22 protein-coding genes and 2 riboswitches are annotated in these 25,569 nt (G+C 57.9%); of the genes, 8 read left to right on the top strand and 14 right to left on the bottom strand.

Annotated elements, in window-relative coordinates; all coding sequences use genetic code 11:
* Positions 1-65: 65 nt before the first annotated feature.
* Positions 66-248, top strand: coding sequence for a hypothetical protein (locus G538_RS18080; RefSeq protein ID WP_169514121.1), 183 nt, complete (start codon positions 66-68; stop codon positions 246-248).
* 52 nt (positions 249-300) lie between these two features.
* Here the strand turns inward: G538_RS18080 and G538_RS0111880 are convergent, their stop codons facing one another.
* From G538_RS0111880 to G538_RS0111850, 8 genes are all read right to left on the bottom strand, one after another.
* Positions 301-831, bottom strand: a complete 531-nt coding sequence (locus tag G538_RS0111880) for a gluconokinase (RefSeq protein WP_051197077.1) — start codon at positions 829-831, stop codon at positions 301-303.
* Positions 832-854: 23 nt separating this feature from the next.
* Positions 855-2,084 carry a D-mannonate dehydratase ManD gene (gene manD, locus G538_RS0111875; protein WP_029069488.1) on the bottom strand — a complete coding sequence of 410 codons (1,230 nt, stop codon included), beginning with the start codon at positions 2,082-2,084 and terminating at the stop codon, positions 855-857.
* Between the two features lie 86 nt (positions 2,085-2,170).
* Positions 2,171-2,737, bottom strand: coding sequence for a mannitol dehydrogenase family protein (locus G538_RS18535; RefSeq protein ID WP_051197075.1), 567 nt, complete (start codon positions 2,735-2,737; stop codon positions 2,171-2,173).
* Between the two features lie 30 nt (positions 2,738-2,767).
* Positions 2,768-3,619 carry a mannitol dehydrogenase family protein gene (locus tag G538_RS18530; protein WP_051197073.1) on the bottom strand — a complete coding sequence of 284 codons (852 nt, stop codon included), beginning with the start codon at positions 3,617-3,619 and terminating at the stop codon, positions 2,768-2,770.
* A complete protein-coding gene (gene uxaC, locus G538_RS0111865) occupies positions 3,616-5,022 on the bottom strand; it encodes a glucuronate isomerase (protein ID WP_029069487.1) in 1,407 nt (468 codons plus the stop codon). The genes G538_RS18530 and uxaC overlap by 4 nt, the downstream gene beginning before the upstream one ends.
* A 93-nt stretch (positions 5,023-5,115) precedes the next feature.
* On the bottom strand, positions 5,116-6,132 hold the full coding sequence (locus G538_RS0111860; protein WP_029069486.1) for a LacI family DNA-binding transcriptional regulator: 1,017 nt from the start codon (positions 6,130-6,132) through the stop codon (positions 5,116-5,118).
* 39 nt (positions 6,133-6,171) lie between these two features.
* Positions 6,172-7,101: an acetylxylan esterase gene (locus G538_RS16560; protein ID WP_051197071.1), complete on the bottom strand. Its 930-nt coding sequence runs from the start codon at positions 7,099-7,101 to the stop codon at positions 6,172-6,174.
* A gap of 81 nt (positions 7,102-7,182) precedes the next feature.
* On the bottom strand, positions 7,183-8,223 hold the full coding sequence (locus tag G538_RS0111850; RefSeq protein WP_157544482.1) for a LacI family DNA-binding transcriptional regulator: 1,041 nt from the start codon (positions 8,221-8,223) through the stop codon (positions 7,183-7,185).
* A gap of 309 nt (positions 8,224-8,532) precedes the next feature.
* On the opposite strand from G538_RS0111850, the gene G538_RS0111845 reads away from it, so the two are divergent.
* The 6 genes from G538_RS0111845 to G538_RS16555 all read left to right on the top strand — a co-directional run bounded on the left by G538_RS0111845 (position 8,533) and on the right by G538_RS16555 (position 16,670).
* Positions 8,533-9,552, top strand: coding sequence for an ABC transporter permease (locus tag G538_RS0111845; protein ID WP_029069484.1), 1,020 nt, complete (start codon positions 8,533-8,535; stop codon positions 9,550-9,552).
* Positions 9,546-10,487: a carbohydrate ABC transporter permease gene (locus tag G538_RS0111840; RefSeq protein WP_245566860.1), complete on the top strand. Its 942-nt coding sequence runs from the start codon at positions 9,546-9,548 to the stop codon at positions 10,485-10,487. The genes G538_RS0111845 and G538_RS0111840 overlap by 7 nt, the downstream gene beginning before the upstream one ends.
* A gap of 78 nt (positions 10,488-10,565) precedes the next feature.
* A complete protein-coding gene (locus G538_RS0111835; RefSeq protein ID WP_029069482.1) occupies positions 10,566-12,227 on the top strand; it encodes an ABC transporter substrate-binding protein in 1,662 nt (553 codons plus the stop codon).
* A gap of 83 nt (positions 12,228-12,310) precedes the next feature.
* Positions 12,311-13,870, top strand: a complete 1,560-nt coding sequence (locus G538_RS0111830) for a GH39 family glycosyl hydrolase (protein ID WP_029069481.1) — start codon at positions 12,311-12,313, stop codon at positions 13,868-13,870.
* Positions 13,871-13,923: 53 nt separating this feature from the next.
* Positions 13,924-15,999, top strand: a complete 2,076-nt coding sequence (locus G538_RS0111825; RefSeq protein WP_029069480.1) for a beta-galactosidase — start codon at positions 13,924-13,926, stop codon at positions 15,997-15,999.
* The gene (locus G538_RS16555) at positions 15,996-16,670 is read left to right on the top strand and encodes a hypothetical protein (protein ID WP_051197069.1); all 675 of its coding nucleotides are present in this window, start codon (positions 15,996-15,998) and stop codon (positions 16,668-16,670) included. The genes G538_RS0111825 and G538_RS16555 overlap by 4 nt, the downstream gene beginning before the upstream one ends.
* Positions 16,671-16,751: 81 nt before the next feature.
* Here the strand turns inward: G538_RS16555 and G538_RS0111815 are convergent, their stop codons facing one another.
* The 3 genes from G538_RS0111815 to G538_RS0111805 all read right to left on the bottom strand — a co-directional run bounded on the left by G538_RS0111815 (position 16,752) and on the right by G538_RS0111805 (position 20,553).
* Positions 16,752-18,812: an alpha-glucuronidase gene (locus G538_RS0111815; RefSeq protein ID WP_029069479.1), complete on the bottom strand. Its 2,061-nt coding sequence runs from the start codon at positions 18,810-18,812 to the stop codon at positions 16,752-16,754.
* A 94-nt stretch (positions 18,813-18,906) separates the two neighbouring features.
* Entirely contained in the window at positions 18,907-20,124 is a 1,218-nt protein-coding gene (locus G538_RS16550; RefSeq protein WP_035834258.1) for an O-succinylhomoserine sulfhydrylase, read from the bottom strand.
* Positions 20,125-20,127: 3 nt separating this feature from the next.
* Positions 20,128-20,553 carry a rhodanese-like domain-containing protein gene (locus G538_RS0111805; RefSeq protein ID WP_029069478.1) on the bottom strand — a complete coding sequence of 142 codons (426 nt, stop codon included), beginning with the start codon at positions 20,551-20,553 and terminating at the stop codon, positions 20,128-20,130.
* A gap of 5 nt (positions 20,554-20,558) precedes the next feature.
* A riboswitch (SAM riboswitch) is annotated at positions 20,559-20,651 on the bottom strand.
* 111 nt (positions 20,652-20,762) lie between these two features.
* A riboswitch (SAM riboswitch) is annotated at positions 20,763-20,880 on the top strand.
* Between the two features lie 120 nt (positions 20,881-21,000).
* Here G538_RS0111805 and G538_RS0111800 point away from each other — a divergent pair.
* Positions 21,001-22,437, top strand: coding sequence for an aminotransferase class V-fold PLP-dependent enzyme (locus G538_RS0111800; RefSeq protein ID WP_029069477.1), 1,437 nt, complete (start codon positions 21,001-21,003; stop codon positions 22,435-22,437).
* Positions 22,438-22,629: 192 nt separating this feature from the next.
* Here G538_RS0111800 and G538_RS16545 read toward each other — a convergent pair whose 3' ends face one another.
* The 3 genes from G538_RS16545 to G538_RS0111785 are packed head-to-tail and all read right to left on the bottom strand — an operon-like array spanning position 22,630 to position 25,528.
* Positions 22,630-23,316 carry an ABC transporter ATP-binding protein gene (locus tag G538_RS16545; protein WP_051197067.1) on the bottom strand — a complete coding sequence of 229 codons (687 nt, stop codon included), beginning with the start codon at positions 23,314-23,316 and terminating at the stop codon, positions 22,630-22,632.
* A gap of 14 nt (positions 23,317-23,330) precedes the next feature.
* Positions 23,331-24,551, bottom strand: a complete 1,221-nt coding sequence (locus G538_RS0111790; RefSeq protein WP_157544480.1) for a hypothetical protein — start codon at positions 24,549-24,551, stop codon at positions 23,331-23,333.
* 50 nt (positions 24,552-24,601) lie between these two features.
* A complete protein-coding gene (locus G538_RS0111785) occupies positions 24,602-25,528 on the bottom strand; it encodes a hypothetical protein (protein ID WP_157544478.1) in 927 nt (308 codons plus the stop codon).
* Between the last annotated feature and the right edge of the window lie 41 nt (positions 25,529-25,569).

Raw genomic sequence — 25,569 nt, 5'->3', positions numbered from 1 at the left:
TGCCGGTAGCAAGCTCGAGTCGGGTATTGTGGACATTAAGACCGTATGACCCGGCACCCTCTATCGTGAAAGATCACCACATGCTTTACGACATTGTGACGTCGATTCTTTTCCTTGCGCTCATGGCGGTGCTTGTCGCTGTGGTTGTTAAATACCTGACCACACCACGCCAGAAACAACAGTGCCAACACTGCGAGCATGTGAAGCAAGAGCACCACAGCGAAGCCAGTGACACACCCACGCGCTGAGGGTTAGTGGGACATGCGGTATACGGCTGTCATTGCCGCTTGGTTGTTGTTATCACGTGATGCTGGATAGCCATTCTTCGGCGGTATCAATGATTTCGTCGATGCTGAGGGCAACATCAACGACAGATCCAGTTTCGTCGTCCTGCAGTGGCTCCAACGTGTCGAGCTGAGAGTTCAGAAGTGTTGCAGGCATGAAGTGCCCTGCTCGCACGCTAACCCTTTGCAACAGAGTTTCTTTGTCTCCATCAAGGTGAATGAATACGGTACCTGGGGCCTGATCCCGGATAAGGTCACGGTACGCTCGCCGTAGTGCACTGCACCCAATCACAAAAGACTTTCCCGCCTTTTGTGCTGCAGCGAGGCGTTGACCTACGTCCTGCAACCAGGGGAAACGGTCACTGTCTGTGAGCGGTGTGCCTGCAGCCATTTTCGCCACGTTTTCCGGTGAATGAAGGACATCGCCGTCCAGGAACTCACAGGCCATACGTTCTGCCAAGGCCAAACCGACTGATGTTTTTCCGCAACCAGACACCCCCATGACTACGACATAAAAAGGGCGCGTGGTGAGTGGTGTAGGTGCCATATTGTCCGATTCTATCGCTGTGCTCACCAGTCGTGGACCGTTCCGTCAGCGAGGCGGTTGAACGGAAGATATGCCCGTTGGTAAGGGTGCGCTTTGGCTGCGTCGTCGTTGTATTCCACACCGATGCCAGGGGCATCTCCGGGGTGAAGATAACCGTCAACGAACGACATGTTTTGCTCAAAAACTGTGTTCGTCGCTTGCGACTGAGGCATGAACTCTTGGATCCCGTAGTTGTGGATCGCTAAACCAACATGCAGTTGCGCGGCGAAACCCACGGGCGAGATGTCCGTCGGTCCGTGGAAACCAGATTTGATCTGGTATTGGGCGGCATAATCCATGATTTTTTTGAGTGGAGAAATACCACCAAAGTGGGTAGAGGCAGCCCGCACATAGTCGATAAGTTGCTCTTTAATGAGTGCTTGGAAGTCGTACACCGTGTTGAACACTTCACCAATCGCTAGGGGGGTGGTGGTGTGTTGGCGCACGAGGCGCAAGGCTTCTTGGTTTTCGGCGGGGGTGCAGTCCTCCAGCCAATACAGGTCGTAAGGTTCGAGGGCTTTGCCGAGCTTAGCTGCTTGGATGGGGGTCATCCTGTGGTGTCCGTCGTGCAAGAGCGGGAGCTCTGGCCCAAATTCGTTGCGAACAGCGTCGAACACCTTGGGAAGGTGCCGAAGGTAAGCGCGGGTGTCCCAATCTTCTTCTTGGGGGAAAGCGCCCCGACCTGCTGGTTCGTAGTCGTAGCGTTGACCTGAGGATTGTTTTTGTGAAGCAACCCCGTACACAGCTTTGATGCCGGGGATCGCTGTTTGGACACGGATCGATTGGTAGCCCGCATCCAAGTGGTGGCGGATTGAATCAAAAAGTGAGGGCATATCGGTGCCTGATGCGTGACCGTAGGCGCGCAGCCCAGTGCGCGAGGCGCCACCGAGCAGTTGATATACAGGAAGCCCCGCTATCTTCCCTTTGATGTCCCACAGGGCCATATCTACTGCGGCTATCGAGGCCATTGTTACTGGGCCCCGCCGCCAGTAGGCGGAACGGTAAAGGAACTGCCAGGTGTCTTCGATGCGGTGCGGGTCACGGTCGAGGAGCAACGGTGTGACGTGCTCGTTGAGGTAGGAGGCCACGGCTAGTTCACGGCCGTTGAGGGTGGCATCTCCGAGCCCGGTGATACCGTCGTCGGTGGTGAGTCGCAAGGTCACAAAGTTGCGTGAGGGGCTGGTGACGAGTACTTCTGCGGTGACGATGCGCATCGTCAGTCCTTTCAAGAGTGACTTTTTGGGTAGGCGGAGGTAGTGGTAGCTGCGCTACCGCGTGCTGGTTTTGGTACTGGGCGTGCTTAGAAGGAGCCGCGCATTGCGTGGATGGCGTGCAGTGCTGTGGTGTTGTCCGTGAGCTCGAGGTCAATAACAGACAGCAGTGCCCGGGTTGTGGCAATGTCGCGGGGGCAATGAGCGTGCCGTTCGAGGATTTCGGTGATGACGGCGGCGTGTGGGTCGTGAATGGGTGTGGTGTTGCGCTGTTGGATCATCACGTAGTCACACCACGCTGCCAGGATGCGCAACGAAGCTGTTCCCGGGCGCCCCGCTTTGCATTCGGCCCGGTAAACGGGGATCGCTCGGGCGGCGAGTTTCAGTGAGCCGTCGTGGGCGATGTGTTTAAGCGGATGGGCGATGCGCTGGTTGGTGAAGCGTTGAGTGAGTGCGGCCCGGTAGGTGGGGATATCTAGTTCGGGTTCGGTGAGGTGGTGGGAGGCTTCGTCCCAAAACTCGCTGATCCAGGTGGTGACTTCAGGGTCGAGCATGGCGTCCGAGACGGTGGTGTGGCCACGGAGTTGCCCTGCGTATGCCATGAGTGTGTGCGCGCCGTTGAGGAGCCACAGTTTGCGGCGTTCGTAGGGGGCCACGTCGGAAACGAACTGTGCGCCAGCTTCTTCTCACGCAGGGCGGCCTGCCGGAAATTCTCCGCTGATCACCCAGGAAGAGAACGGTTCGGTCACGACAGGTGCGGTGTCGAGATAACCCGTTGCGTGGGCGACAGTGTGTTTGTCGGTTTCTGTGATGCGTGGGGTGATGCGGTCAATGGAGGAGCCCACAAATGACACGTGTTTGATGATCCATTCTGCGAGGGTGGCGTCCACGTGCTGTGCGATGCCGGTGATAGCGGCTTGAGTGACTGCTCCGTTGTTTGGGACGTTATCGCAGGAAAGAATCGCTAATGGCCACGCATCGGCGTCTTTTCGTGCTGCGAGTCCGAGCACGATCCGGGCGGGCGCCGTGTTGAGGGTGAGGGTGCGCCGATCCTGCTGTGTCAATGCACCGTTCCCCTTCCCGATAAACGCTTTGAGCGTGGCAAGGTCTTGTTGGAGGAGTGGGTCGTTGAGGTTGAGGTGCGGCGGGTTGGCGCCCAAGATGCAGTGGTAGCCAGCTTCAGTGATGGTCAGGGTAATGATGGCGGTGGTTGCCGCTGCGATGTGGGCGGTCAGTGTGGTGAGGTCGTTGCCGTCGTGGGCACTCACGATGGTGTCAATGACTTCGTAGGTGTCGCCGTGCGCTGACCGGGTGATAAGGGTGTAAACCCCGTCTTGTTGTGCCAGCGGTGTTGCGGCGTGTGGGCTGCGCCCAGTGAAAGCGACGATGCCCCAGTTATCGTCGGCGTGTTGGGTGTACCACGCTTGGTGGGCTCGGTGAAAAGCGCCAACACCAATATGCACGATGCGTGGGTCGCGTGTGGTTGTTAGGCCAGCGGAGCGCCGGTCGAGCGGTGTGCGTGAAAGTGTGTGAATCATAATGTGAATGCCCGTCGTGGTGCGGCGTCAACGAGGTCAACGATGATCTCGTGGGCGCGGTTTTCTGTGATCCGGTGTTCGGCGACGAGCCGTGCAAGGTAGGCTGCGTCGGTTCGGCGCGCTGCGTCGTGTCGTGCTGGGATGGAGCAGAACGCGCGGGTGTCGTCGATGAACCCGGCGGACTTTGAGAAACCGGCCGTTTCGGTGGTTGCAGCGCGAAACCGAGTCATGGCGTCTGGGGCGTCCAAGAACCACCAGGGGGCGCCAATGTACACGCTGGGAAAGAACCCTGCGAGGGGGGCGATTTCCCGGGAGTACGTTGTTTCGTCGATGGTGAACAGGACGAGTCGGAAATCTGGGTGTGTTCCTACCGCGTTCAGGAGCGGGCCCAGGTTGGTTGCGTAATCGACGGCGAAGGGGATGTCATGTCCGGTGTCTGGCCCGTATGTTTCTAGGGTGGCGGTGTGGGTGTTGCGGTGCACCCCTGGGTGCAGGGTCATGACAAGGTTGTCATCGAGGGACATGAGGGCCTGCTGGTAAAGCATGTGCGCTTCGAAGGCGAGGGCTTCTTCACGGGTCGCGGTGCGATTGATGCCTTTATCGAAGAGGCGCGCCGCCTCATCATGGTCAAGGTGGAGGGTCGCGGGGGAGTGGGTGCCGTGGTCTGATGACACTGCGCCGTGTTCCCGAAAGTAGCTGCGCCGATTTGCGATGGCAGTGAGGTAACCGTCGTAACCCGTGTGGTTGTCGCCAGCCTCTGCGATGAGTCTGGCTGCCAGCTCAGGAAATATGGGGTTCCAGAACTTTGTATACACATCGGGGCGAAACGTTGGGATAACCCGGGGTGTGAAACGAGGGTCTCTAGCTAACGTGACATGGGCATCCAAAGGGTCAAGAGGATCATCTGTTGTGGCAAGTACCTCAATGTTGAACGTTTCCATGAGTGCCCGTGGGCGAAACTGCGGTGTGGCAATAACATCGGCGATAGCAGCGTAAATGTCGGCGGCGTTGGCGGCGTTGGGGGTGTCGGTGATGCCGAAGACGGTGACAAGTTCATGAGTGAGCCAGTATCCGGATGCGGTGCCGTCAAAGAGGTGCCAGTTGTCGCAGAGGGTGCGCCAGGCTGCTTGGGGAGTGACGGTTGTGGTGCCGCCGACTCTGAGGTGGTCGAGAGGGATGCGGTTGGCGTGCAAAAGCCGGGTGACGTAGTGGTCAGGGCTGATGAGCAGTGCAGTGGGATCAGGGAACGGGGTGTCGTCCGCGAGCATAGCGGCGTCGACGTGCCCGTGCGGCGAAAGGATAGGAAGGTCTTCCACAGCTTTGTGGAGCCGACGGGCAATGTCACGGACTGCAGTGTCCGCGGGGAAGAGCCGATCGGGGTGGAACTGAATCGACATTGACATGCCATGATCGTGAGCCAGGTCACCCTATGGGGGCAATTTGTTGCACAAAGTTGCATCCACCGAAACCCCACGATGCGCAACGACGAAACATACTTAACGTGCTGTTGGCCCCGTGGAACCACGCACAACAAGACGGGTTGGAAGACGTACGGAATGGCCAAGAGTAGGCCCGTGGTCGCGAAGCATCGCCAGGAGGGTGCGCACGGCAGTTGCACCCACCGTGTGCTGCGGGGACGCAACCGAGGTCAGCCCAGGCTCCACCAAATCCGAGCCCGTCGAATTATCAAATCCCACAAAAGAACGATCCTGAGGAATCCTCACCCCCCGCTGTTGCAACGCCTTCATGGCACCCAACGCGAGCATGTCATTGAAACCAATAACAGCCGTAGCGCGAGAAGCAAGAACAGCATCGGCAAGCGCTGCCCCGCCATCCATCGTGGGGGAACTTGCTGCGAGCAGGCTGGCCCGCATGCCATGTGATGCACCGTGCTCTTTCAACGTTTGCCAGCGCACACCATTAGCCCACGAAGCCTCAGGGCCACCAAGATACAACACGTCACTATGGTTGAGCTCAGCAAGATGATCAAGAACCTGACGTGTTCCGTTCACATGGTCCACAAAAATATTGGGTACACCACTAATAATGCGATTAATGGCAAGAGTAGGAGTTTGCCGCGCCATGGCGCGAATCGCTGTTCCAGACATTCGCGTCGACGTGAGAATCACACCGTCAACAATATCCAGAGACCGCTCAACCGCCTCGCGCTCCACCTCACCAGACTCACGGCTGTGTGCCAACAACAAGGTGTACCCGTTGAGGGCAGCCTCTTCCTCCGCGCCCCGAATCAATTCAAAAAACACCGGGTTCGTAATGTCAGAAACAATCAGTGAAATCATTCCACGGCGTTGAACACGACCCGTAAGCGGCTTCCGGCCAGGAGCGGCCTGATACCCCACAAACTCTGCGGCCTCCCGGATCCGTTCAGCAGTTGCCGCCGACACTTTACCGGGACGCGAAAAAGCCCGCGACACCGTTGCCGCCGACACCCCAGCCACACGGGCCACATCATAAATAGTGGCGCGGCGAAGGGCAGGACCAGGAGCTGTCACCCCGCCATTATCCGCATGGCCAGCACCCTCAAACAATGCCTACAACACTGCCCGGTCACGCACCCAACGCAACTGCCTATCCAACTGCGTCGCATCACCGCCGTCGTGTCCATTAAACCGGTACTCCACAACCTCAACAGGCACCCTGTGCGAAGAATCAGAACCATACGCATCGAGCATTCGCCGCACCCCACCAACCGGACACAACGTGTCCGCCAACCCATACGACACCAAAGCGGGGGTAGTCGATCGCGGCACAATATTCACCACATCAACGTGAGCAAGACAGTCAAACAGCGCGTCTACGCGCTCGCGGTGAGTAGCAGCATAGGTGCGGGCTTCAAGGTATGGGCCATCCGATGCGGTTTCGACGGAACGTTCGATGTCGCACAACAGTGGGACGTTGGCGGTGACACCGCCAAGGCCAGGGAGGAGGCCAGCCACAGCTAGGGCGATGCCACCACCTTGAGAATTGCCAGATAGGAATACCCGGTCGCGTTGGTGGCCGCTGAGTTTCTCAGCAGCACTGACGGCGGCAACGCCGTCGAGAATGAGCCGCACATAGTACAAGTCGTGCGGACTGTTGATGCCTTTGGTGAGGAAACCAGGCACGTGCGGACCAGAGCCGTGCGGGTCAGGGGTTTCTCCACCGGTCCCGTATTGGCTGCCTTGCCCACGGGTATCCATGAGGAGGTGGGCGAACCCGGCTGCAGCCCACCACAGTCGTTCAAAGGGTTTGCCGCGACCGCGTCCATACCCCAAGTATTCGACTACCACGCCTCTGGTGGGGGAGTTGGTGGGGCGGGTGAACCAGGCGCGAATCGGGTCGCCGTGAGCGCCGGTGAAAGTGACGTCGTCGATGCTGACAGTGTCAGTTAGTCCTTCAACTGGCGTCGATGACACGGTTGGGGTGGGGAGGTGGTTGAGCTGTTCATCCCAAAAGGAACGGACGGCGGCAGTGGTGGGCATGCAATCTCCTCAGCTAGGCGCATGAGTGAACGATGCGCGGGTGGGACGACGTCGATAAGGCGTGTGACAGGCAGGGGCTGTTTATGAGGCGGGGGGTGCGGTTGAGCCGCGAATGATGAGTTCTGTTGATAAATCCAAATGAGGGACGCGTACTGTCCCACCTTCAGACATGGTGATGAGCATTTCTGTTGCCGTTTCTCCCATGAGGTCGAGAGATTGGTCAATGGTGGTTAAGGGCGGTGACATCCATTCGGTGAGTTGCACACCGTCGTAGCCCACCACCGAGAGGTCTTCTGGGATGCGGATACCGAGTTCTTGCGCGGTGCGGTAGACACCAATCGCTTGAAGATCAGAGCCCGCAAAGATTGCTGTGGGTGGGTTCTCGCGGGTGAGGAGGTCACGGGCGTGGAGCGCTCCACCTGTGAAGAAGAAGTCACCGTACCGGATGAGGCTGCGGTCCATGTCGATCCCTGATGATTCGAGTGCTGACCGGTAGCCGTCCACTCGTGCCCGTGAGTTCAGATAACGGATGGGGCCGGAGATCATCGCGATGCGGCGGTGCCCTAAATCAATGAGGTGTTTTGTGGCAGCAAATGCGCCGCTCCAGTTATTTGACCCGACGGTTGGTATGCGGTCGGGTTGGTCGCCGAAAGCATCGATGGCGACAACGGGGATGGAACGGGATTCGAACTGAGCGACTTGGGCGTCGTCCACTGATGTCATGACGAGGAGAACCCCAAGAGGGCTGCGTTCCAAGATAGCGTCGATGAGTTGGCTTGCCGGCCGTCCGTCAGTGTCGAGGCGAGAGATGACAACGTTGATGTTGTCCGCCGCCGCGCGCCGTTCAACTGCGGCGACCAATTCCATTGACCACGCTGTGTCGAACTCGTGGAAGACCAGTTCGATGAGTGATGACCTGTTGGTTTTGGGCGCGCGCCTGCGGTAGTTGCGCGCTGTGATGATGGATTCCACATGCGCTTTTGTGGTGGGGGAGACGTCAGCTTTCCCATTGAGGACTTTGGAGACCGTGGCAACGGACACGCCAGCTTCACGCGCTATGGAGGCGATGGTGACGGCTTTTTCCGGTGGGCCAGCGTTGGGGGTCGTGGTAGTCGTGTCCATCGACATGAAATCCAGCCAATCTGCAGTGTGCAAGAGCTCTGATCATCGTACTCGCTCTTACGTAAGTTTCGGCACTATTTTTTGGAAGTTTAACGACTTTTATTGGATCGGTTCGATAAATCGTGACGCGGAAGCGGGGAAAGTTACAGTTTTGTGTAGCCGTTGACTTATTCGGTTGCGAACTTCTAGAGTGTAACGCACAGTGAGTTACGGAGACATTAACGAAACTTTCGATGTTGAAAGTTCGGCAACACGTGACACATCCCGGCCACACAGGAGTGACCGGACCTGAGCGAAAGCGAGTGACGCATGAGTGCGCACCCAGGCGTAGCGGCCCTCGAGCCGCCAATCACCGAGGTGACCCCGGGGGATGAACCACCCGCAACCCGCCGACGACGACGAAAGCGCACGACTGACCCGCGCGCCAAGATCACTTGGCGTAAAGCACTGCGCCGAGACTGGCAGGTGTATTCACTACTGGTGCTCCCACTAGTTTTTCTCGCAGTTTTTCGGTACTTGCCGATGGCGGGGAACGTCATTGCGTTTCGGCGGTTCCGCCCCGGCGGGTCGATCTTCGGTGAAGAGTGGGTGGGGCTGCGCTACTTCGAGATGTTCATCAACGACGCTAAGTTCTGGCAGGTATTTCAAAACACCGTGATCCTTGGCGGGTTGTCGCTGCTGATCATCTTTCCGCTCCCGATCATTCTTGCGCTCCTCCTCAACGAACTACGGTCAGCGAAATTTAAACGCGTTGTTCAAACAATTTCCTACCTGCCGCACTTCATGTCGATCGTGATCGTTGCGGGCATCGTGTTTCAACTGTTCTCCATGCAAGGAACGGTCAATCAAATCGTCGAAGCCATCGGGGGAGACCCTGTCTCCTTTATGCAACGCCCCGACTGGTTCAGAACGATCTACATCACCTCTGAGGCGTGGCAAACCGTGGGGTGGGGAACAATCCTCTACCTCGCAGCGCTCACCCAAATCGACAACACCCTCTACGAAGCGGCGCGTATCGACGGGGCAAACCGGTGGAAACAAACCTGGCATGTCACGCTGCCCGGCATCCGACCCACCATGATCACTCTGCTCATCCTCAACATTGGCTCATTTATGGCAGTTGGGTTTGAAAAAGTGCTTCTGCTATACAACCCGCTGACCTACCCCACGGCAGACGTGATCTCGACCTACCTGTATCGCATAGGTATTGTCTCGTCGAACTTCAGCTACGCCACCGCAATCGGGCTTTTTGAATCGATTATCGGTCTCACACTTATTCTGTCCGCCAACGCAATTTCACGTCGACTTGTAGGGACAAGCCTGTGGTAACGACACAAGCCAGTGAACTGGCTGACAAGATCACCGAACCATATCCGATCCGCAAAAACGCGCTACTCAAAGACTCGCGCGGTTACCGGATCTTTCGAGTCGTCAACATCACCGTGCTGTACCTCATTATGTTTGTGACGCTGTACCCGTTTATCAATATTGTGGCGCAGTCGTTTTCCTCCGAAGGGTTCATCAACTCCGGCCAGGTGAACTTGTTCCCCAGAGGTTTCAACGTTGAAACCTATAAAACGGTGATGGCTGACTCCATGTTTTGGGTCAACTACCGCAACACTGTTCTCTACACAGTGGTAGGAACAGTTATTGCCCTAGTGATGACCACGATGTTCGCGTACGCACTGTCCAAGAAACACCTCAAAGGGCGCAACGCTTTTATTCTCATCGCCGTATTCACGATGTTTTTCAACGGTGGCTTGATCCCCAACTATGTGCTCATTAACGCCCTAGGGTTCAAAAACACGTTGTGGGCCATTGTCGTTCCCAACGCGATAAGCATCTTCAACCTGTTGGTTATGAAAGCTTTCTTCGAAAATATGCCAGAAGAGCTGGAAGAAGCAGCAGCTATCGACGGGCTCAGCACCTACGGAACACTATTCCGTATCGTACTGCCGCTCTCTAAAGCAGTGATCGCCACCATGACATTGTTTTATGCGGTGTCTTTTTGGAATTCCTGGTTCGCAGCCTTCCTCTACATGGATAAACGCGAACTGTACCCCGTAACGGTCTACCTGCGAAACCTCATCAAAGGCGCAGAAACCGCGACATCCGTCGGTGGGGCAGGCGCTGAAGTGTCCGCAGTCGCAGCGAACATCCAATCCGTGACGATGGTGCTCACTGTGCTCCCGATCATCATGCTTTACCCGTTCATCCAAAAGTACTTCGTGTCCGGTGTCATGCTCGGCGCCGTGAAAGGCTGACGCACCAAATTGTCTCAACCCCAGATGCTCAGTCATTGATGACAGGGCAGTTTACGACCCACGTAGAAAGGTACGACCATGAGGAGATCATCGACTCGGGTAGTCGGCACTGTCGCCGTTTCCCTCCTAGCTCTCTCCCTTGTTGCCTGCTCAGACAGCGGAAATAGTGCAACAGGGCCAGCAGACCCTGAAGCTCTTGAAGCAGAACTTGAAGACAACAAAGTCGGTGCCATGGAAAACTATGCGGCCGGGCAAACATTCGTTGCCACTGAACCCGTTGAGTTCTCCATGCTGTATCGCGATCACCCGAACTATCCCATCAAAGATGACTGGTTGCTCTTCACGCACATCGAAGATCAGAACAAGGTCAGCTTGGACATCACCTCCGCGCCACTCAGCGACTATGAACAACGCCGTTCACTACTCATCGGGGCCGGAGATGCCCCTGATGTCATCACAGTGACCTACCCCGGTCAAGAAGCGCCATTCGTGGCGTCCGGGGCGATCCTGCCAATCTCTGACTACGTCCACCTCATGCCGAACTTCCAGCAGAAAATCAAAGACTGGGACCTGAATAGCGACCTCGACACTATCCGTCAAGCAGACGGAAAGTACTACATGCTGCCAGGTATCTATGAGCAGATGCGCTACGACTACTCGATCGGGTTACGCACCGACATTCTCGAAGACCTTGGCCTAGAAGAACCCGCCACCTGGGACGAGTTCCGCAGCGTCCTCGAAGCTATCAAAAAAGAGAAAAATACTAAGTATGTGTTCTCCGACCGGTGGAAAGGTGAAGCGCTACTCAATGTGGCAGCAGCATCCTTCAACACGGTTGCCGGATGGGGCTTTGGTGGTGGAACACTCTACGACGAATCTAAAGACGAGTTTTACTTCGCAGGTTCCTCTGATGACTACAAGACGATGGTTGAATACTTCGCTGGCCTCGTCCAAGATGGGCTGCTCGACCCAGAGTCCTTCACCCAAGAAGACGACCAAGCGGACCAAAAACTCGCCAACGAACAGTCCTTTGCTATCACCACCAACGGCCAAGAATTGCTTCGGGAACGCACTGTCCTCGAAGCCACCAAAGGCGACGACTTCACACTCGACAAAATCCGTGTCCCCTCTGGCCCCGCAGGAGACAACATGCGTGGGGCACGCCTAGAAAACGGGTTCATGATCTCCAACGACGCGAAGGACAACGACAACTTTGTGGCGATGCTTCAGTTCCTTGACTGGTTGTACTACTCCGATGAAGGACTCGAATTTGTGCGCTGGGGTGTGGAAGGGGAAACCTTCGCCAAAGACACTGACGGTAACCGAATTCTTGATGACGGCATCGAATTCATGGACACCAATGTGGGCGCTGACAAGCACTTTCAAGCTGACTATGGGTTCTTCAACGGGGCGTTCTCCCTGGCACACGGTTCCACCGAGGAGCTCGTGCTGACACACGTCTCCGATGAAGAAAAAGCTTGGGCTGAAGGCATGGCGAACAAAACTCTCCTGCCCGCTAACCCTCCCTACCCTCTAGATGAAGGCGAACAAGAACAGGTCGGTCTCTACCAGACTGCCCTGACTGACTACGTCAAACAGAACACTCTTGCCTTCATTCTTGGTCAACGTGACCTCTCCGAATGGGATGCGTACGTCTCTGAACTTGAAGGCCAAAACCTGTCCGCCTACATGGACATCATTAACGGCGCGCACAAACGTTACCAAGAGAACAACGGCTAACGTTCCCCGTTGTTTCCGGCCCGGCCATGTGCGTGATGGCCGGGCCGATCCCACACACAGCACATATTTGAGGAGTTCCCGCCATGCCTGTTGTTCCATCAGAACCCATCGCCCAACTCGCCGATGCGTGGCGTGCATGTGTGGGGACCGGCAGGATGGGGCTGTCCCTGCGCCAAGGACACATCGATGCGGTGAAGAAAGCGGTCGCAGACATTGGGTTCCAGTCGATTCGCGGGCACGGCATGTTCCACGAAGACATGGGAATCATCAAGGTCAGTGAGGTGAGCGGTGAACGGGTTGTGCGCTACTCGTTCCTCTACCTTGACCAAGTCATCGATTCCTACCTTCAGGCGGGGGTGACTCCGCTCCTAGAGTTGGGATTCATGCCGGAAGTGTTGGCGTCAGGTGACGACACCGTTTTTTGGTGGAAAGGGAACATCACCCCACCAGCCGACTACGACGCGTGGTGCGAACTTGTTCAGGTGACCCTGCGTCACCTCATCGACCGGTACGGTGCGGATGAGGTAGTGAGTTGGCCGATTGAAGTATGGAACGAACCAAACCTCACCGTTTTCTGGAAGGACGCCAACCAGGACGAATACTTCCGGCTGTATGAGCGCACCGCCCGAGCCATTAAAGCTGTCGATGCGCGATTTCAGGTGGGTGGGCCCGTCCTGTCGCCAGGGTCAGACCACTGGTGGGCGCCGTTCATTGCATTCATTGAACGCACCGGTGCGCCCATCGATTTCGTGTCCCGCCACGCCTACACCTCCGGCCCCGCAGAACACGTGCCCTTTGGGGTGTACCAAACCCTCAGGGAACCACAGCACCTCATTGACCAGTTCGCGATCCCCAGCGCGGAACTGAAGGGTACCGCCCTCGAAGGGCTGCCAGTCCACGTCTCCGAATACAACACGTCCTACCGGCCCGACAACCCTGTCCACGACACCGCCTACAACGCCGCCTACCTCGCCCCTGTGCTTGCATGCGGCGGTTCAACCGGGGTTGCGTCCTTCTCCTACTGGACCGTCAGCGACGTCTTTGAAGAAGAAGGTGTACCGCGGGCGTTGTTCCACGGCGGCTTCGGGCTTCTGACCCACGGCAACATCCCCAAACCCACCTACCACCTGTTCGCGTTCATGGCAGCCATGGGCACCGACATCCTCTCCACCGGGGACGACCACCTAGTCACCCGACACCCAGACGGCCACATTGCTCTCCTTGCCTGGCACCCCGTCACCGGGCAATCCGCTACCCCCACCAGTGGACACACCGTGAACTTGTCCATTCCACTGGACCCCACCACCGCACCCACCGCCGGGGCACACACACCCGGGCAACCTGCCCCCGCATCGGCAGCCTATGTGAGCCGCCAACGCGTCAACGACACCCTCGGCAACGCGTTCACCGCCTGGCAAACCATGGGTCGCCCACCAGCACCCACCCGCCAGCAAATGCGCCACCTCCACCTCGCAGCCACCCCTCACCACACTGTGACCACCCACGACATCACCAATAGTCGCGTCGACCTCACCCTCACCCTGGACCGCCACGAAATCACCCTCGTGGAACTGACCGCCACCACCAACGCCACCGAACCGTGGACCGACGACACCCGCATCCCCGGCCACGCCACCGCCTAACCCGACCACCACACCACCTGCTCCTGCCCGCCAGCCCACGAACGGACACGACCATGACACTGCCACCCGCATCGTCAATCCGCTACGGCGGCGACTACAACCCCGAACAATGGCCCACCGAAACCTGGGACGACGACTACGCCGCGTTCAACGCAGCACACATCAACACCCTCACCATCGGAGTGTTCATGTGGTCACTCATCCAACCAGACGAAACCACCTACGACTTCGACGCCCTCGACACCATCGTTAACCGGGCACACACTGAAGGCCGCCAGGTTGTCCTCGCCACAGCCACCGCAGCCGTCCCACCATGGCTAGCCACCACCTACCCCGACGTCAACCGCGTCGACTTCGAAGGACGCCACCACAACTACGGGCAACGCCACAACGCCTGCCACTCCTCACCCAACTACCGGCGCCTAGCCACCAAACTTGCCGGGCGCATCGCCCAGCGTTACGCCAACCACCCCGCAGTGATCGCCTGGCACATCAACAACGAATACGGCGGGTACGGCGGAGCCTGCTACTGCGACACCTGTGCCCAAGAATTCCGCACCTGGCTCACCCACACATACGGCACACTCGACGCCCTCAACGACGCCTGGTACACAACCTTCTGGTCCCACCGGTACACGAGCTGGGACCAAATTGTGCCCCCCAACATCCTCAGCGAACACTGGAAATCCCCCAACCACACCGCCTTCCAAGGGATCACACTCGACTACTACCGGTTCACCACCGACAACATGATCCGCACCTTCACCGAAGAAAAAGACGCCATCCGAGCCCACTCCGACCTGCCCATCACCACAAACTTCATGGGCCTGTACAAACCACTCGACTACCACCGGTGGGCACCCCACCTCGACTTCGCTTCCTGGGATAACTACCCACCCGACGAACATAGCGCCAACCGGATGGCACTCGCCCACGACACCATGCGCGGGCTCAAAGACGGGCAACCCTTCTGGGTCATGGAACAAACGCCCTCCACCACCGCCAGCCGTGACGTCAACCCCGTGAAAAAACCCGGGATCCTAAGCCTGTGGTCCTGGCAAGCCATCGCCCACGGCGCTGATGCGGTCCTGTACTTCCAGATGCGCCAAAACCGGGGAGCCTGCGAAAAATACCACGGAGCTGTCCTCAACCACTCCGGGCGGCTCGACACCCGCGTTTTCACCGAAGCCGCAACCCTCGGCCACGACCTCGCCACTCTTGGCGACTACACACTGGGGTTGCGAACCCCCGCCCGCGCCGCCATCATCCTCGACTGGGACTCGTGGTGGGCACTAGAAATGTCAGATGGGCCCAACCGACACCTGTCCTATATCGACACCGTGCTCCGTTTGTACACTCCATTGTGGGAAGCCGGCGTACCCCTCGACGTCATCCCCATCACCGCGCCTCTCGACACCTACGACGTGGTCGTTGCCCCCGCCCTTCACATGCTCACCACCGACATCACCCAACGCCTCACCGACGTCGCCCACCGCGGCGGCACCGTCATCACCACCGTCATGTCAGGGCGCGTCGACACCAACGACCACGCCTTCCTCGACATCACCCCAGGGCCCCTCGCGCCACTGTTCGGGATCCGCATCGACGAAACCGACGCCCGCCACCCCAACGACCCCATCACCCTCACCACCCACCTGACCAACCCGCTCACCCCACACCCTGCCAGCACGCCCGCAGCAGGGACAGGGCACCTGGTGTACGACATCATCCAACTCGACGGCGCCGAACCCGTCGCCACCTACACCGGCGACTGGTTCACCGGCACCCCAGCAGCAACCCGCCACAACGTAGGAGCAGGTGACGCCTGGTACATCGGCACCATCCTCGATGAAACAACCATGGCCACCATCGTCCACAACGCCATCGCCCGCCACCACATCACTTCACCGTTCGCCGCGACCCCCGGCATGGAACACACCAGCCGCGGACACATCGACTTCCTCCTCAACCACCACCACACCGCCCACACACTCACCCTGCCCTTCAGCGGAACCAACCTCCTCACCGGCGACACCCTCACCGAAGGCGATAGCATCACCCTGAACCCCACCGAGGTCGCCGTCATCGCCCGGCACCACAACCACACCCCAGAGGACACCCCCTCATGACAACCCAGCAAGAGTTCGGCACCGGAATCCTCGCCCGCGTCACCAAACAGACCTACTGGATGCTGGCCCTCACCGCCTGCCTCGCGCTCGCGGTGGCAGTGCCGTTTGGGGTGTCGATTTTTCTGGACCGCGATGCGTCGAACATCCCGTTGTTTGCGCTGGTGGTGTGGGCGTGTGTGCCAGGGGTGTCAGCCGCTTTTTTCACCTGCCAGCAACGCACCCGTGACCTCGATGACAGCCCGTTTGCAGCGTTCTTTTACGGGCTGCGGCGCAACACGGTAGGGTCGTTGGCTTTGTCCGTGCCAGTTGTGGGGTTAGGTGGTTTGACTGCATTTAACGCGGCGTATGGAGCTGCCGCTGGGGTTCCTTCAGGATTCATGTGGGCCGGGGTGGGCATCACCATTGTTGCGCTCGTATGGCTCAGTCACGCCTTGCACATCCACTCGCAATTTACGTTCCGGTGGCGAGACGTTGCCCGCCTCGGAATGTACTACGTGACCGCTGCCCCACTGGTGTCATTGGGAGCGTTGTCCTTGTGGGTGTTTAGCCTCGGGATTGTGTACCTCACTTCAGACGGGGTGCTGCTGTTGCTTGGCGGTGTGGTGGCGTTCCTGTTGTGGCGCAATGCTCTTCCCTTGCTTGCCGATGTGCAACAGCGGTTTGTTGTCTAACACCACTGTTTGAGCAGCAGGGGAGTGGTAAGCCCCGTGTGGTCCATTGGCGAATGGGCCACACGGGGCTTTTGTTATGCCCTAGTAAATGGTGCGTCCGTGGGCGTCAGGGACACCAGATTTGCGGTAGAAGTAGGTGCACATCTGGTCTCGCCACTCGATGGCGCATCGGAGTTGTTCAACGAGTCTGATCTCCACTTCAGCGAAAACGTCAGTGGGGATGCTTTCCCGCAGGCTGTGCCATGTTTCTTGGTACTGGCGGACCGTTTCTACGCCCTCAAAATGGGTGTCGTAGATGTGTTGAATGACGGTTTTCCCGGAATGGAGAACATGACTGTACGGGACGTGATGGAAGAACAGCAACAACTCGTCAGGGCATGTGGTGAGGTCGTTGTACAGGTCAGCGAGTTCCTGTGGGTACTGATCAACAAACCCTGTTCCGGCCCGGGTTCTGTCTACTCCCACACCGTCCCGATCAGCGAAGTGGTAGGTGCCCCACTGGGAGTACTCATACCCATCAATGTGAGGACCGTAGTGACCAGCCCCTGGTGACACCATAAAACCCACGCCGAGCGGGGCCGTGTAGTTTTCGTAGGTTCCCCACGAAGACAACATGATGTCGTGAATCGTAGTGAGCGCGTGGGCGTCCACTTGCGGGAAGGTGAGGGTCAGCCACTCGGTGAGGAGGTCGTCGGGGTCTGACAGTGGTGCCCACGTGAGGCGCCCATAGGCGTACAGGTTGGCTTGAGCCAGAGGGTGGCCGGTCCAAAATTCGCTGGTGCCGACGTTGGAAACAGCAGTGACTGACACTGGCAGGTCAGCTAGTTTCTTGTGAGGGTTCGTCGCGGGCCAGAACGAAAACTGCATGATCTCAGACCATTGGCTGCCTAAGTAGCAGATGTGTTTTTGGTGCCCGGTGTACTCCTGCGTCACCTGAAATTCCAGTGAAAGGTGGGTGTCAGGCATCGCTGCGAAGGTGGGGGAGATGGGTTCACGAGTTTGGAAGTCGATGGGGCCAAACTTGATCTGAACGATTGCGTTGTCCGCGAAGTGCCCGTTGAGCTTCGCGAAGTTGTCGTATGCGGCGCGGGCCCGGTCGGTTGTGCGGTCGCGCCAGTCTTGTTTGTGGTTGTACACGAACGCGCGCCAGTGCACTATCCCGCCGTGTGGGGCGAGAGCCTCGGACAGCATGTTTGCGCCATCTGCATGGTCGCGGCCGTAAGCGAAAGGCCCGGGTTGCCCTTCTGAATCTGCTTTGATGACAACCCCACCAAAGTCAGGGATCACCTGGTACAGGGCAGTGAATGTGCGGGCCCACCAGTCACGGACTTCTTGGTCGAGGGGGTCATTGCTTGACAGTCCGCCAAGCGTTTTTGGAGAACCAAAACTGACACACAGGTGTGTGCGAATGCCCCAGGCCCGGAAAATTTCTGCTATCCGCTCGACATCGTGAATGTTGTCGGTGAGCAGACGGGCTGCGTCACGTTCCACGTTCACGTTGTTAATTGCGACGTGGTTGATACCTACCGATGCGAGGAGGCGGGCGTAGTCGTGAACTCGGGAGAGGTCGCGGCGGACTGTTCCGCTGTCGTAGAAGATCGACCCACCTGCGTAGCCGCGTTCGATCTGTCCCATCACGGGGTGAACGCTGAGGTTGTCCCAGTGGTTCAGCATTCTGATGGCAACTGCTGGGGTGTGTGTGGTGTGCGGTTGTAGGTTGTCGATGCCGGTGCGCAGCAACTCAAAGTACCCGTACAGCAATGCGTTGGGGGAAGGCCCTGACACGGTGATGTGATCGGCTGTGCTTGTGATCGTAAAAGCGTCGGTGCGGGGGTCGCCGAGAGGGCTTTTGGCCAGTGCGCCCGCGGCATCCGCCGCGTCTGACGCATGGTCTGCTGCAGGTATGTGGAAGGTGATCGATCGAATGGCAGTGGGTGTGCTACTGCTGTGTGTTGTGGACTGGCCAGGGCTGTTGTGAGCGTCGTTGAGCTCGGTGTGCAACGTCGTGATGACGGGGTGTTCAGCCAGGTGGGGTGGCACGTCCACGATTGTGGAGATTCCGCTGAGGTGGGCTCGAACTGCCAAGGGGAGCCAGGCCGGGTGGAGGGCGGTTGTGGTTGGCGTTGAGGTGTCCAGTGACATGGTTTGGGTCCTTAAGCGTCGTTGCTTACCCGTAATAGTTTATCAGTTAGACAAATTATGTGCGGGGTAAGCGGCCTCAAAGAACCCGCCGGAACTAGCGCAACACCTCACCGGCTGCGTGAAGCGCCTCAGTGACGTCCTCGAGGATGTCAGCGACATCTTCGAGCCCAACAGACAAACGGATTGTTGTTTCCGACATTCCCACTCGTGCTCGACCTTCAACACCCAACTTGCGGTGCGTTGTCGTTGCGGGGTGAGTTGCTAGAGACTTCGCATCGCCGAGGTTGTTAGAAATATCCACTACTTCAAGCGCGTCCAGAAAAGCGAAAGCGTGCTGCTTTTGTTCCTGTGCGGTCGCACCCTCAGGGGTCACCAAATCGAAGGTCACTACTGTGCCCCCACCGGTTTGTTGGCGGCGCGCCAAATCGTATTGCGGGTGACTGGGCAAGTACGGGTAACGCACTTTAGTCACCCCAGGGGTGGTTTCCAACGTTTCTGCGATGCGCTGGGCGCTGGCGTTTTGTGCGGCAACCCGCACGGGCATCGTCTCCAAGCCTTTGAGGAGAACCCACGCATTAAACGGCGACAGCGACGGTCCAGTATTACGGATCATGGTTTGCACAGGGCCGCTGATGTACTCGGCGGACCCCAGGATCGCGCCGCCTAGCACCCGGCCCTGACCATCGATGTGTTTCGTAGCGGAATACACCACAATGTCAGCGCCCAGCTCTAATGGGCGCTGCATCACTGGTGTGGCAAAAACGTTATCCACCATCACCAGAGCGCCTGCGTCATGGGCGAGTTGCGCGACGGCTGCGACATCAATGATGTCTTGCATCGGGTTAGATGGTGTTTCAAAAAACACGACATCGGCGGGGGTGGCTAGGGCCTCTTCCCACTGGCTGAGGACGTGCCCGTCAACGTAATCAGTGTGCACACCCCACCGGGCGAAAATCTCATCAAAAATAACCAATGATGAGCCAAACAAAGCCCGCGCGGCGACGATGCGCGACCCGGCACCCACCACAGCGGCCAGCGCCGTGAACACGGCTGACATGCCTGTCGCAGTGGCGTAGCAGGCCTCCGCCCCTTCGAGGAGGCGCAACCTTTCCTCAAAGGTGTGGACTGTTGGGTTGCCGTACCGAGAATAAATGAACCGGTCAATGTCGCCATTAAAAGCAGCCTCAGCCTCCGCCGCAGTGGAGTACACGTACCCCTGGGTGAGGAATAACGGTTCGGAGGTTTCGTCAAAAGAAGTGCGTGACTGTCCGCCCCGCACAGCAAGTGTGGCGGGGCGTAAGGTGCGAGCCATCGATTACTCGCCGGAGGTGAACGAGGTGGATGGCAGGCCGCGAAGTTTCCACCCGTTAACGGTGCGCTGACCGTACTCGTCGGTGTCGCCTTCAAAACCTTCGAGCACGTTATACGCCGGTCCGTACCCTTCTTCGGTGGCGATGGTTGCCGCACCGATTGAACGGTTACCTGCCCGACAGATGAACACGATCGGCCGATTGTCACCCGGTTTCACGCCGGTCTCTGCGAGTTGTGAGAGGAACTGGGTGTTGGGGCCAAAAGCGGTAACCCACTCAATGAAGTGAACATCTTTATTGATGCTGGTTAAGTCTGGGACACCAATTTGTTGCCATTCACCCACGGTGCGGACGTCCACAAAAATGGCGTCCGGGTTGTCTTTCACCAGGTCGTAAGCCTGCTGAGGGGTAAGGTCACCTGCGTAAGTCATGCTGTCCTCCATCGTTCTGGCGTTAGCACCCTCACCCGAAAACCGGGGGGTTGCTGCGGTGTCACCGTGCCAAGTCACTCAACCGCTCTGGATGGTCGTTCTCCATGATAATCCACCGAACCCCAAAAACGTGAGACGCAACGCTCACAGTGTGAGACGCACGGTTGGGGGCGTTGACACCCAGACCAACGTCCCACACCCTAGAAACAGGTCACGAGTGCCAGCGTTAAACCCCGGTTTGCTGGCCGGCAACCCTCCACCTGCGGTGGGGTGCCCCGGGTGAAGACCAGGCCCCGAGCGAACCAGCTCCGGGGGCAAGCGCGGGACCTGTCACCTGACAACCCCACCCACGAGCGCCACAAGCGCCGCGCACAACACGCCACACCCGTGGCGCAGCTGGGTGAACAGGCAGGCAGGGAGGTCCCCATCCACCATGGAGACACCACCATGAACGACCACACCCCTTGCCTCCCCGTCGTCGGAGCGCACACCCGAGTTCCCCTCATCAACGGAACCTCCACCACCTACGCCAACCTCGACTGCGCAGCCAGCGCCCCCGCGCTCGTCGCCGTCCAAAACCGCGTCAACCAAGTCCTCCCGCTCTACGCCTCCGTCCACCGCGGAGCCGGATACCTCTCCCAGGTATCCACCGCACTATACGAAGCAGCGCGCACCAGCATCGGGAAACACGTTGCCGCCCGTGACAACGACGTCACCATCATCACGCGCAACACCACCGACTCCCTCAACCTGCTCGCCGGGTGCATCCCCAACCACGCAGACGGGACCCCCGGGAAAGTCCTGGTGCTCGACATCGAACATCACGCGAACCTCCTGCCCTGGCATGCTGCCCCAGGCGGGGCAACAACACTGGTCACAGCGACAACCATTGCCGAAACACTCGACCAACTCCGCGCAGAACTCGCGCGCGAACGCTACGCACTCGTAGCACTCACCGGCGCATCCAACGTCACCGGCGAATCCCTACCCATCACCGACGTTGTCGACATCGCCCACGCTGCTGGGGCGCGCATCGCCCTAGACGGTGCACAACTCATCCCACACCGCGGATTCTCCCTCGCCAACAGCGGCGTCGACTACGTTGCGTTCTCCGGGCACAAAACCTACGCCCCCTACGGTGCCGGGGCGCTCATTGGGCGCCGCGACTGGCTCGACACCGGACACCCCTATCTCGCCGGGGGAGGAGCCGTCAAAAACGTCACCCTCACCGACGTCACCTGGGCGCCAGCACCTGCCCGCCACGAAGCAGGTTCCCCCAACGTCATCGGCGCCGTAGCACTCGCAGCAGCCTGCGAAGCGCTGGGCGGGTTGCCCGCAGGAGAACTCGAACGCCACGAAGCTGTACTGCGCACCCGACTAGTTGACGGGCTATCGGCGATCGACGGCGTGCGGATACTGCGGTTGTGGGAAGACTCCACCGACCCAGTAGGGGTGGTGTCCTTCACCGTCGCTGATTGCGACCCAGGTCTCGTTGCCGCCTACCTATCAGCGGAACACGGCATCGGCGTGAGAGACGGCCGGTTTTGCGCGCACCCACTCCTCACCCGCCTCGGTGTGGACAACGGTGCGATCCGCGCATCGGTCGGTGTTGGCAGCACCCTGGATGACGTGGAACGCCTCATTGCCGCCGTTGCGCTGTGGGTGACTGAAGGCAGCAGCGACAACTACGACATCATCGACGGGTGCTGGGCCGTGCACAACGACCCACGCCCCACCCCCGCCGGGTCCGGACTTGACGGGCTCATCGCCACAGCCGCGGCAGCAGTCGCAAACGTAGCCGCTGGGTGTGGGCCAACTCCGCGGCAGGGCGTCGCATCAGCCGATGCGCGTGACGGTGCAGGGGTGCCAGTCCCTGTGGTGTGACGACTGAGATGCGCGCCTCCGCGTTTGTGCTCCCCGCACCGCCCCATCCGCCCACTATTGCTGCGAGTTCGTCCTTTCTTCGCGACTTCGTGGTTTGCACGGTGAGTTCGTGGTTCTCAACCACGAACTCACGGATGGAACAGGGAGACGGGAGGGGAGAGCCAACAGAACGCCTGCTATGGCGCGCGGCGCTTATTGGTTGTGGTGATGTTGCTTCCCAATGGGATCGTCTACGAGTTTGTAGTTGTGAACGCGGACAACCCGTTCGCAAACTGACTTCACCTTGTTGCTATGAGTCGCGATCACGAATCGAACGCCTTCGCCCTGCAGCCGCTGAAAAATGCCCAACACGGCGTCTTCCGTTGCTTCGTCCAGTGCCCCCGTTGGTTCGTCTGCAAAAACGAAGTCGGGGTTCTTTACTAGGGCACGTGCGATTGCTACCCGTTGAGCTTCTCCACCGGATAGTTCTCGTACTTTCTTCCGCTTGCTATCCGAAAGCCCAACAAGGTCTAGGTAATGTTCCGCATCCTCGCGGGTCGTACGAGGTGATACAGCACCTAACATGACGTTGTTCAACAGGCTTCGGTGAGGGAGCAGTTCATAGCGTTGAGTCACGATTCCCACGTGGTCACGCCGAAAGGCTGCCATCTCACTCTCGTTTTGTGCTAGAGGTGCGCCCTTGAAACTGTAAAGCCCTTCAAACTGTTGGTCTAGGCCTGACAGTATGCGCAGTAGCGTGCTCTTCCCTGCCCCGCTCCTCCCGACAACCGCTAATGATTTTTCGTGTGGCAACAGGCGGAAGTCTGCGTCATCAAATACCTGCCTTGTTGATCCATTGGATTCGTGGAATGACTTGTGAAGGTGAGTGAGCTGAAGCATAAGATGTATTGTTTCTATGTAGGCTTAACAAGTTTGCGGTGGATGATGACTCTATGTGAAAAGGCTTCAGTGATGAATATCGTCGAAAGCATCAAAGAAGCGACGGTCAGAGCGGTTATGTTTTGAATATTGGGTAATAGGACTAGGCGGGCCATTAAAACCACCCCTGCGCAGGCTGCATATTCGCCAACAAGATAGAGCGTATTCTTCTTTACCAGGCCATGTAATGATGCGCCGGAGGTCCAGAGTATTCGATACCGGTGTGATCGCTGTGTGAGAAGTGCGCGAGACAGGAAGCTTAATGACGCTCCGAGGGTAATAGTGATGACAACCCCAAGGGCGATGAGGGTAGCGAGGTTGTCGCGCACAAGATTCCTCATCAAGGTAAATTCGATGAGGTAGGTAGGGACGTTGAGGAGTGTGTAGTCGTGAAAGTGGCTTGCTGTTGCGGTCTCTGACAGGCTGCTGAGAATCATCTCCTCACTCGTGCCTTGAGGGGCCACAATGTTCCCCCCGATCATCGCGAAAAAAAGTATCCCCTCATGTTCAAAAGCAGATGAGTCCGAGAGCGACAAACTCTGTGGATACGGGATCACTATTTGATCGTCCAAATAGGTGTTGAATGTGCCTTGAAGGTAGATAGAAGATCCTTCTTCGAGGAAACCTGAGACTCGGAGTGTAGTTTCACGAAAGTAGTACTCTACATCAATGATGTCGCCGACCGAGTAAATCTCCTGATAATCATGGCCAAGAACAACCGGGATTTCAATGCTTTGAGGTGTAATTGAGTTCCATTGTGGCACTGAACCGCTGCTCAGTGTGAGTCCATAGAACTGAAATGCCTGTTGGTTCAATTGAATGGACTTGACGGCGCGTGTTTTCCGGCCGGATATGTCATCAATGTATTCACCTTGACCTCCGGATTCGGTCCCAAAGGACGCATCAAACGTTTCGCCGCCCATGAAGTCGTGGGCGAAAAGAGGTTGATTGAAAATCGAAAGAAAAGTGAATGTTTCACTGCTTGTGAGTTCTTGGTAAAAAGATGCAATGGTTTCCATCTGCTCCTGTGACTGCCTGAAATTCCAAAACTCTTCAGGGTCAACCAAGGTGTCAGTCAGGTGATACATGTCGACCTGGCGTTCCTGTGAAAAACCCTGGTCAAGCCCAGTTGAGATATCACCAGTGAAAGAGATGACCGTATAAGTGGTGATGATGAAAAGGGCTGTTGCTGCCACTTTGAGGAGCGTCTGCGCTAGCGAATGGATCGTGGAAAACATGATGGGAGCTAGGCCTTATGTTTGAGACTCATTGCAGACTGCGAGATTGTCACAGTCATGGCGAGTATGTAGGAGCCACCGAGGAGCAGAAAAGAATCCGGGTCGATGTCGTGGCGTATGAAACTGGGAACCCTCGGGATGGATGACAAGGCGCATCCAGCGGCGTAGATGGCGGTGACGCTCAGAACGGATCGTGTAAGTGTTGTCCACATACTGTCCCCGACAAGGCGTCCAATCTTGTTTCGTTGACGGATGGCACTGGCGGTGAGCACACCACAGATGGCTGATCCGAGGCAGAGGCTCACCAGGGTGAGCGCGGTAACTGCTGGTGTGATGAGGTCTGCATGTGTTCGTCGTTCTAGTCGAGTGTCTTGCCTTGGTTCTAGTGCCGCCGCTTGATCGTTGGGGAGGTCTTGTATTGCGGGGCCATCGATGATGATGGGTGATGAACCTTCGGCCATAAAGAATGACTGGTCGTACAACAGTGCAATGGGGGAGAGCCGACTGTCTGCGGAGCGGCCTAGTCGTCCAATGACTGTGAACTCAACGCCGTCAATGTCGATGACGTCTCGACCATCACGGTGGAGAGTGTGTACTGAAGCGCCAGCGAGTGCCACGTGTTGGTCATTCTGTTCAATGGCACGCCCGGAGTAGAGGGGAAACTTCACGTCCTCGATGTTCGAGCTGTAGATAGCGCGGGAGAGGTCTGCGTTGTCGAGTGATTGGTAGGCAACGTAATGGTGCGAGGAGGCGTCTAGAGCAGGTTCAATGTCAGAGAAGTCGCCGTGGAAGTAGTGACTGTTCTCCGTGTAGAGGGAGTTCCCTTCAAGCGCGATGAACGTCTGTTCACGCTGGAAGGTAGTGAGGGAGAAAATAAGTGAACAGAGTAGCGCTGAGAGAATTATCAGGGCAATGGCATGAAGAAACTTCATCACGTTACTTCCTGCTGAGGTGTGGGCTCACATGGTGAACCCAC

Origin of the sequence: Jonesia quinghaiensis DSM 15701, assembly GCF_000423205.1 — a bacterium.
Classification (GTDB): Bacteria; Actinomycetota; Actinomycetes; order Actinomycetales; family Cellulomonadaceae; genus Jonesia; species Jonesia quinghaiensis.
The sequence above is the reverse complement of the archived record's forward strand: the minus strand, read 5'-3'. Positions and strand labels throughout refer to the sequence as shown.

Bases quoted from the DNA above. Each gene is read 5' to 3' on its own strand.
- G538_RS0111880 (WP_051197077.1), bottom strand. From the start codon at position 831: ATGGCACCTACACCACTCACCACGCGCCCTTTTTATGTCGTAGTCATG.
- manD (WP_029069488.1), bottom strand. From the start codon at position 2,084: ATGCGCATCGTCACCGCAGAAGTACTCGTCACCAGCCCCTCACGCAAC.
- G538_RS18530 (WP_051197073.1), bottom strand. From the start codon at position 3,619: ATGATTCACACACTTTCACGCACACCGCTCGACCGGCGCTCCGCTGGC.
- uxaC (WP_029069487.1), bottom strand. From the start codon at position 5,022: ATGTCAATGTCGATTCAGTTCCACCCCGATCGGCTCTTCCCCGCGGAC.
- G538_RS16560 (WP_051197071.1), bottom strand. From the start codon at position 7,101: ATGCCCACCACTGCCGCCGTCCGTTCCTTTTGGGATGAACAGCTCAAC.
- G538_RS0111850 (WP_157544482.1), bottom strand. From the start codon at position 8,223: ATGGACACGACTACCACGACCCCCAACGCTGGCCCACCGGAAAAAGCC.
- G538_RS0111845 (WP_029069484.1), top strand. From the start codon at position 8,533: ATGAGTGCGCACCCAGGCGTAGCGGCCCTCGAGCCGCCAATCACCGAG.
- G538_RS0111835 (WP_029069482.1), top strand. From the start codon at position 10,566: ATGAGGAGATCATCGACTCGGGTAGTCGGCACTGTCGCCGTTTCCCTC.
- G538_RS0111830 (WP_029069481.1), top strand. From the start codon at position 12,311: ATGCCTGTTGTTCCATCAGAACCCATCGCCCAACTCGCCGATGCGTGG.
- G538_RS0111825 (WP_029069480.1), top strand. From the start codon at position 13,924: ATGACACTGCCACCCGCATCGTCAATCCGCTACGGCGGCGACTACAAC.
- G538_RS16555 (WP_051197069.1), top strand. From the start codon at position 15,996: ATGACAACCCAGCAAGAGTTCGGCACCGGAATCCTCGCCCGCGTCACC.
- G538_RS0111815 (WP_029069479.1), bottom strand. From the start codon at position 18,812: ATGTCACTGGACACCTCAACGCCAACCACAACCGCCCTCCACCCGGCC.
- G538_RS16550 (WP_035834258.1), bottom strand. From the start codon at position 20,124: ATGGCTCGCACCTTACGCCCCGCCACACTTGCTGTGCGGGGCGGACAG.
- G538_RS0111805 (WP_029069478.1), bottom strand. From the start codon at position 20,553: ATGACTTACGCAGGTGACCTTACCCCTCAGCAGGCTTACGACCTGGTG.
- G538_RS0111800 (WP_029069477.1), top strand. From the start codon at position 21,001: ATGAACGACCACACCCCTTGCCTCCCCGTCGTCGGAGCGCACACCCGA.
- G538_RS16545 (WP_051197067.1), bottom strand. From the start codon at position 23,316: ATGCTTCAGCTCACTCACCTTCACAAGTCATTCCACGAATCCAATGGA.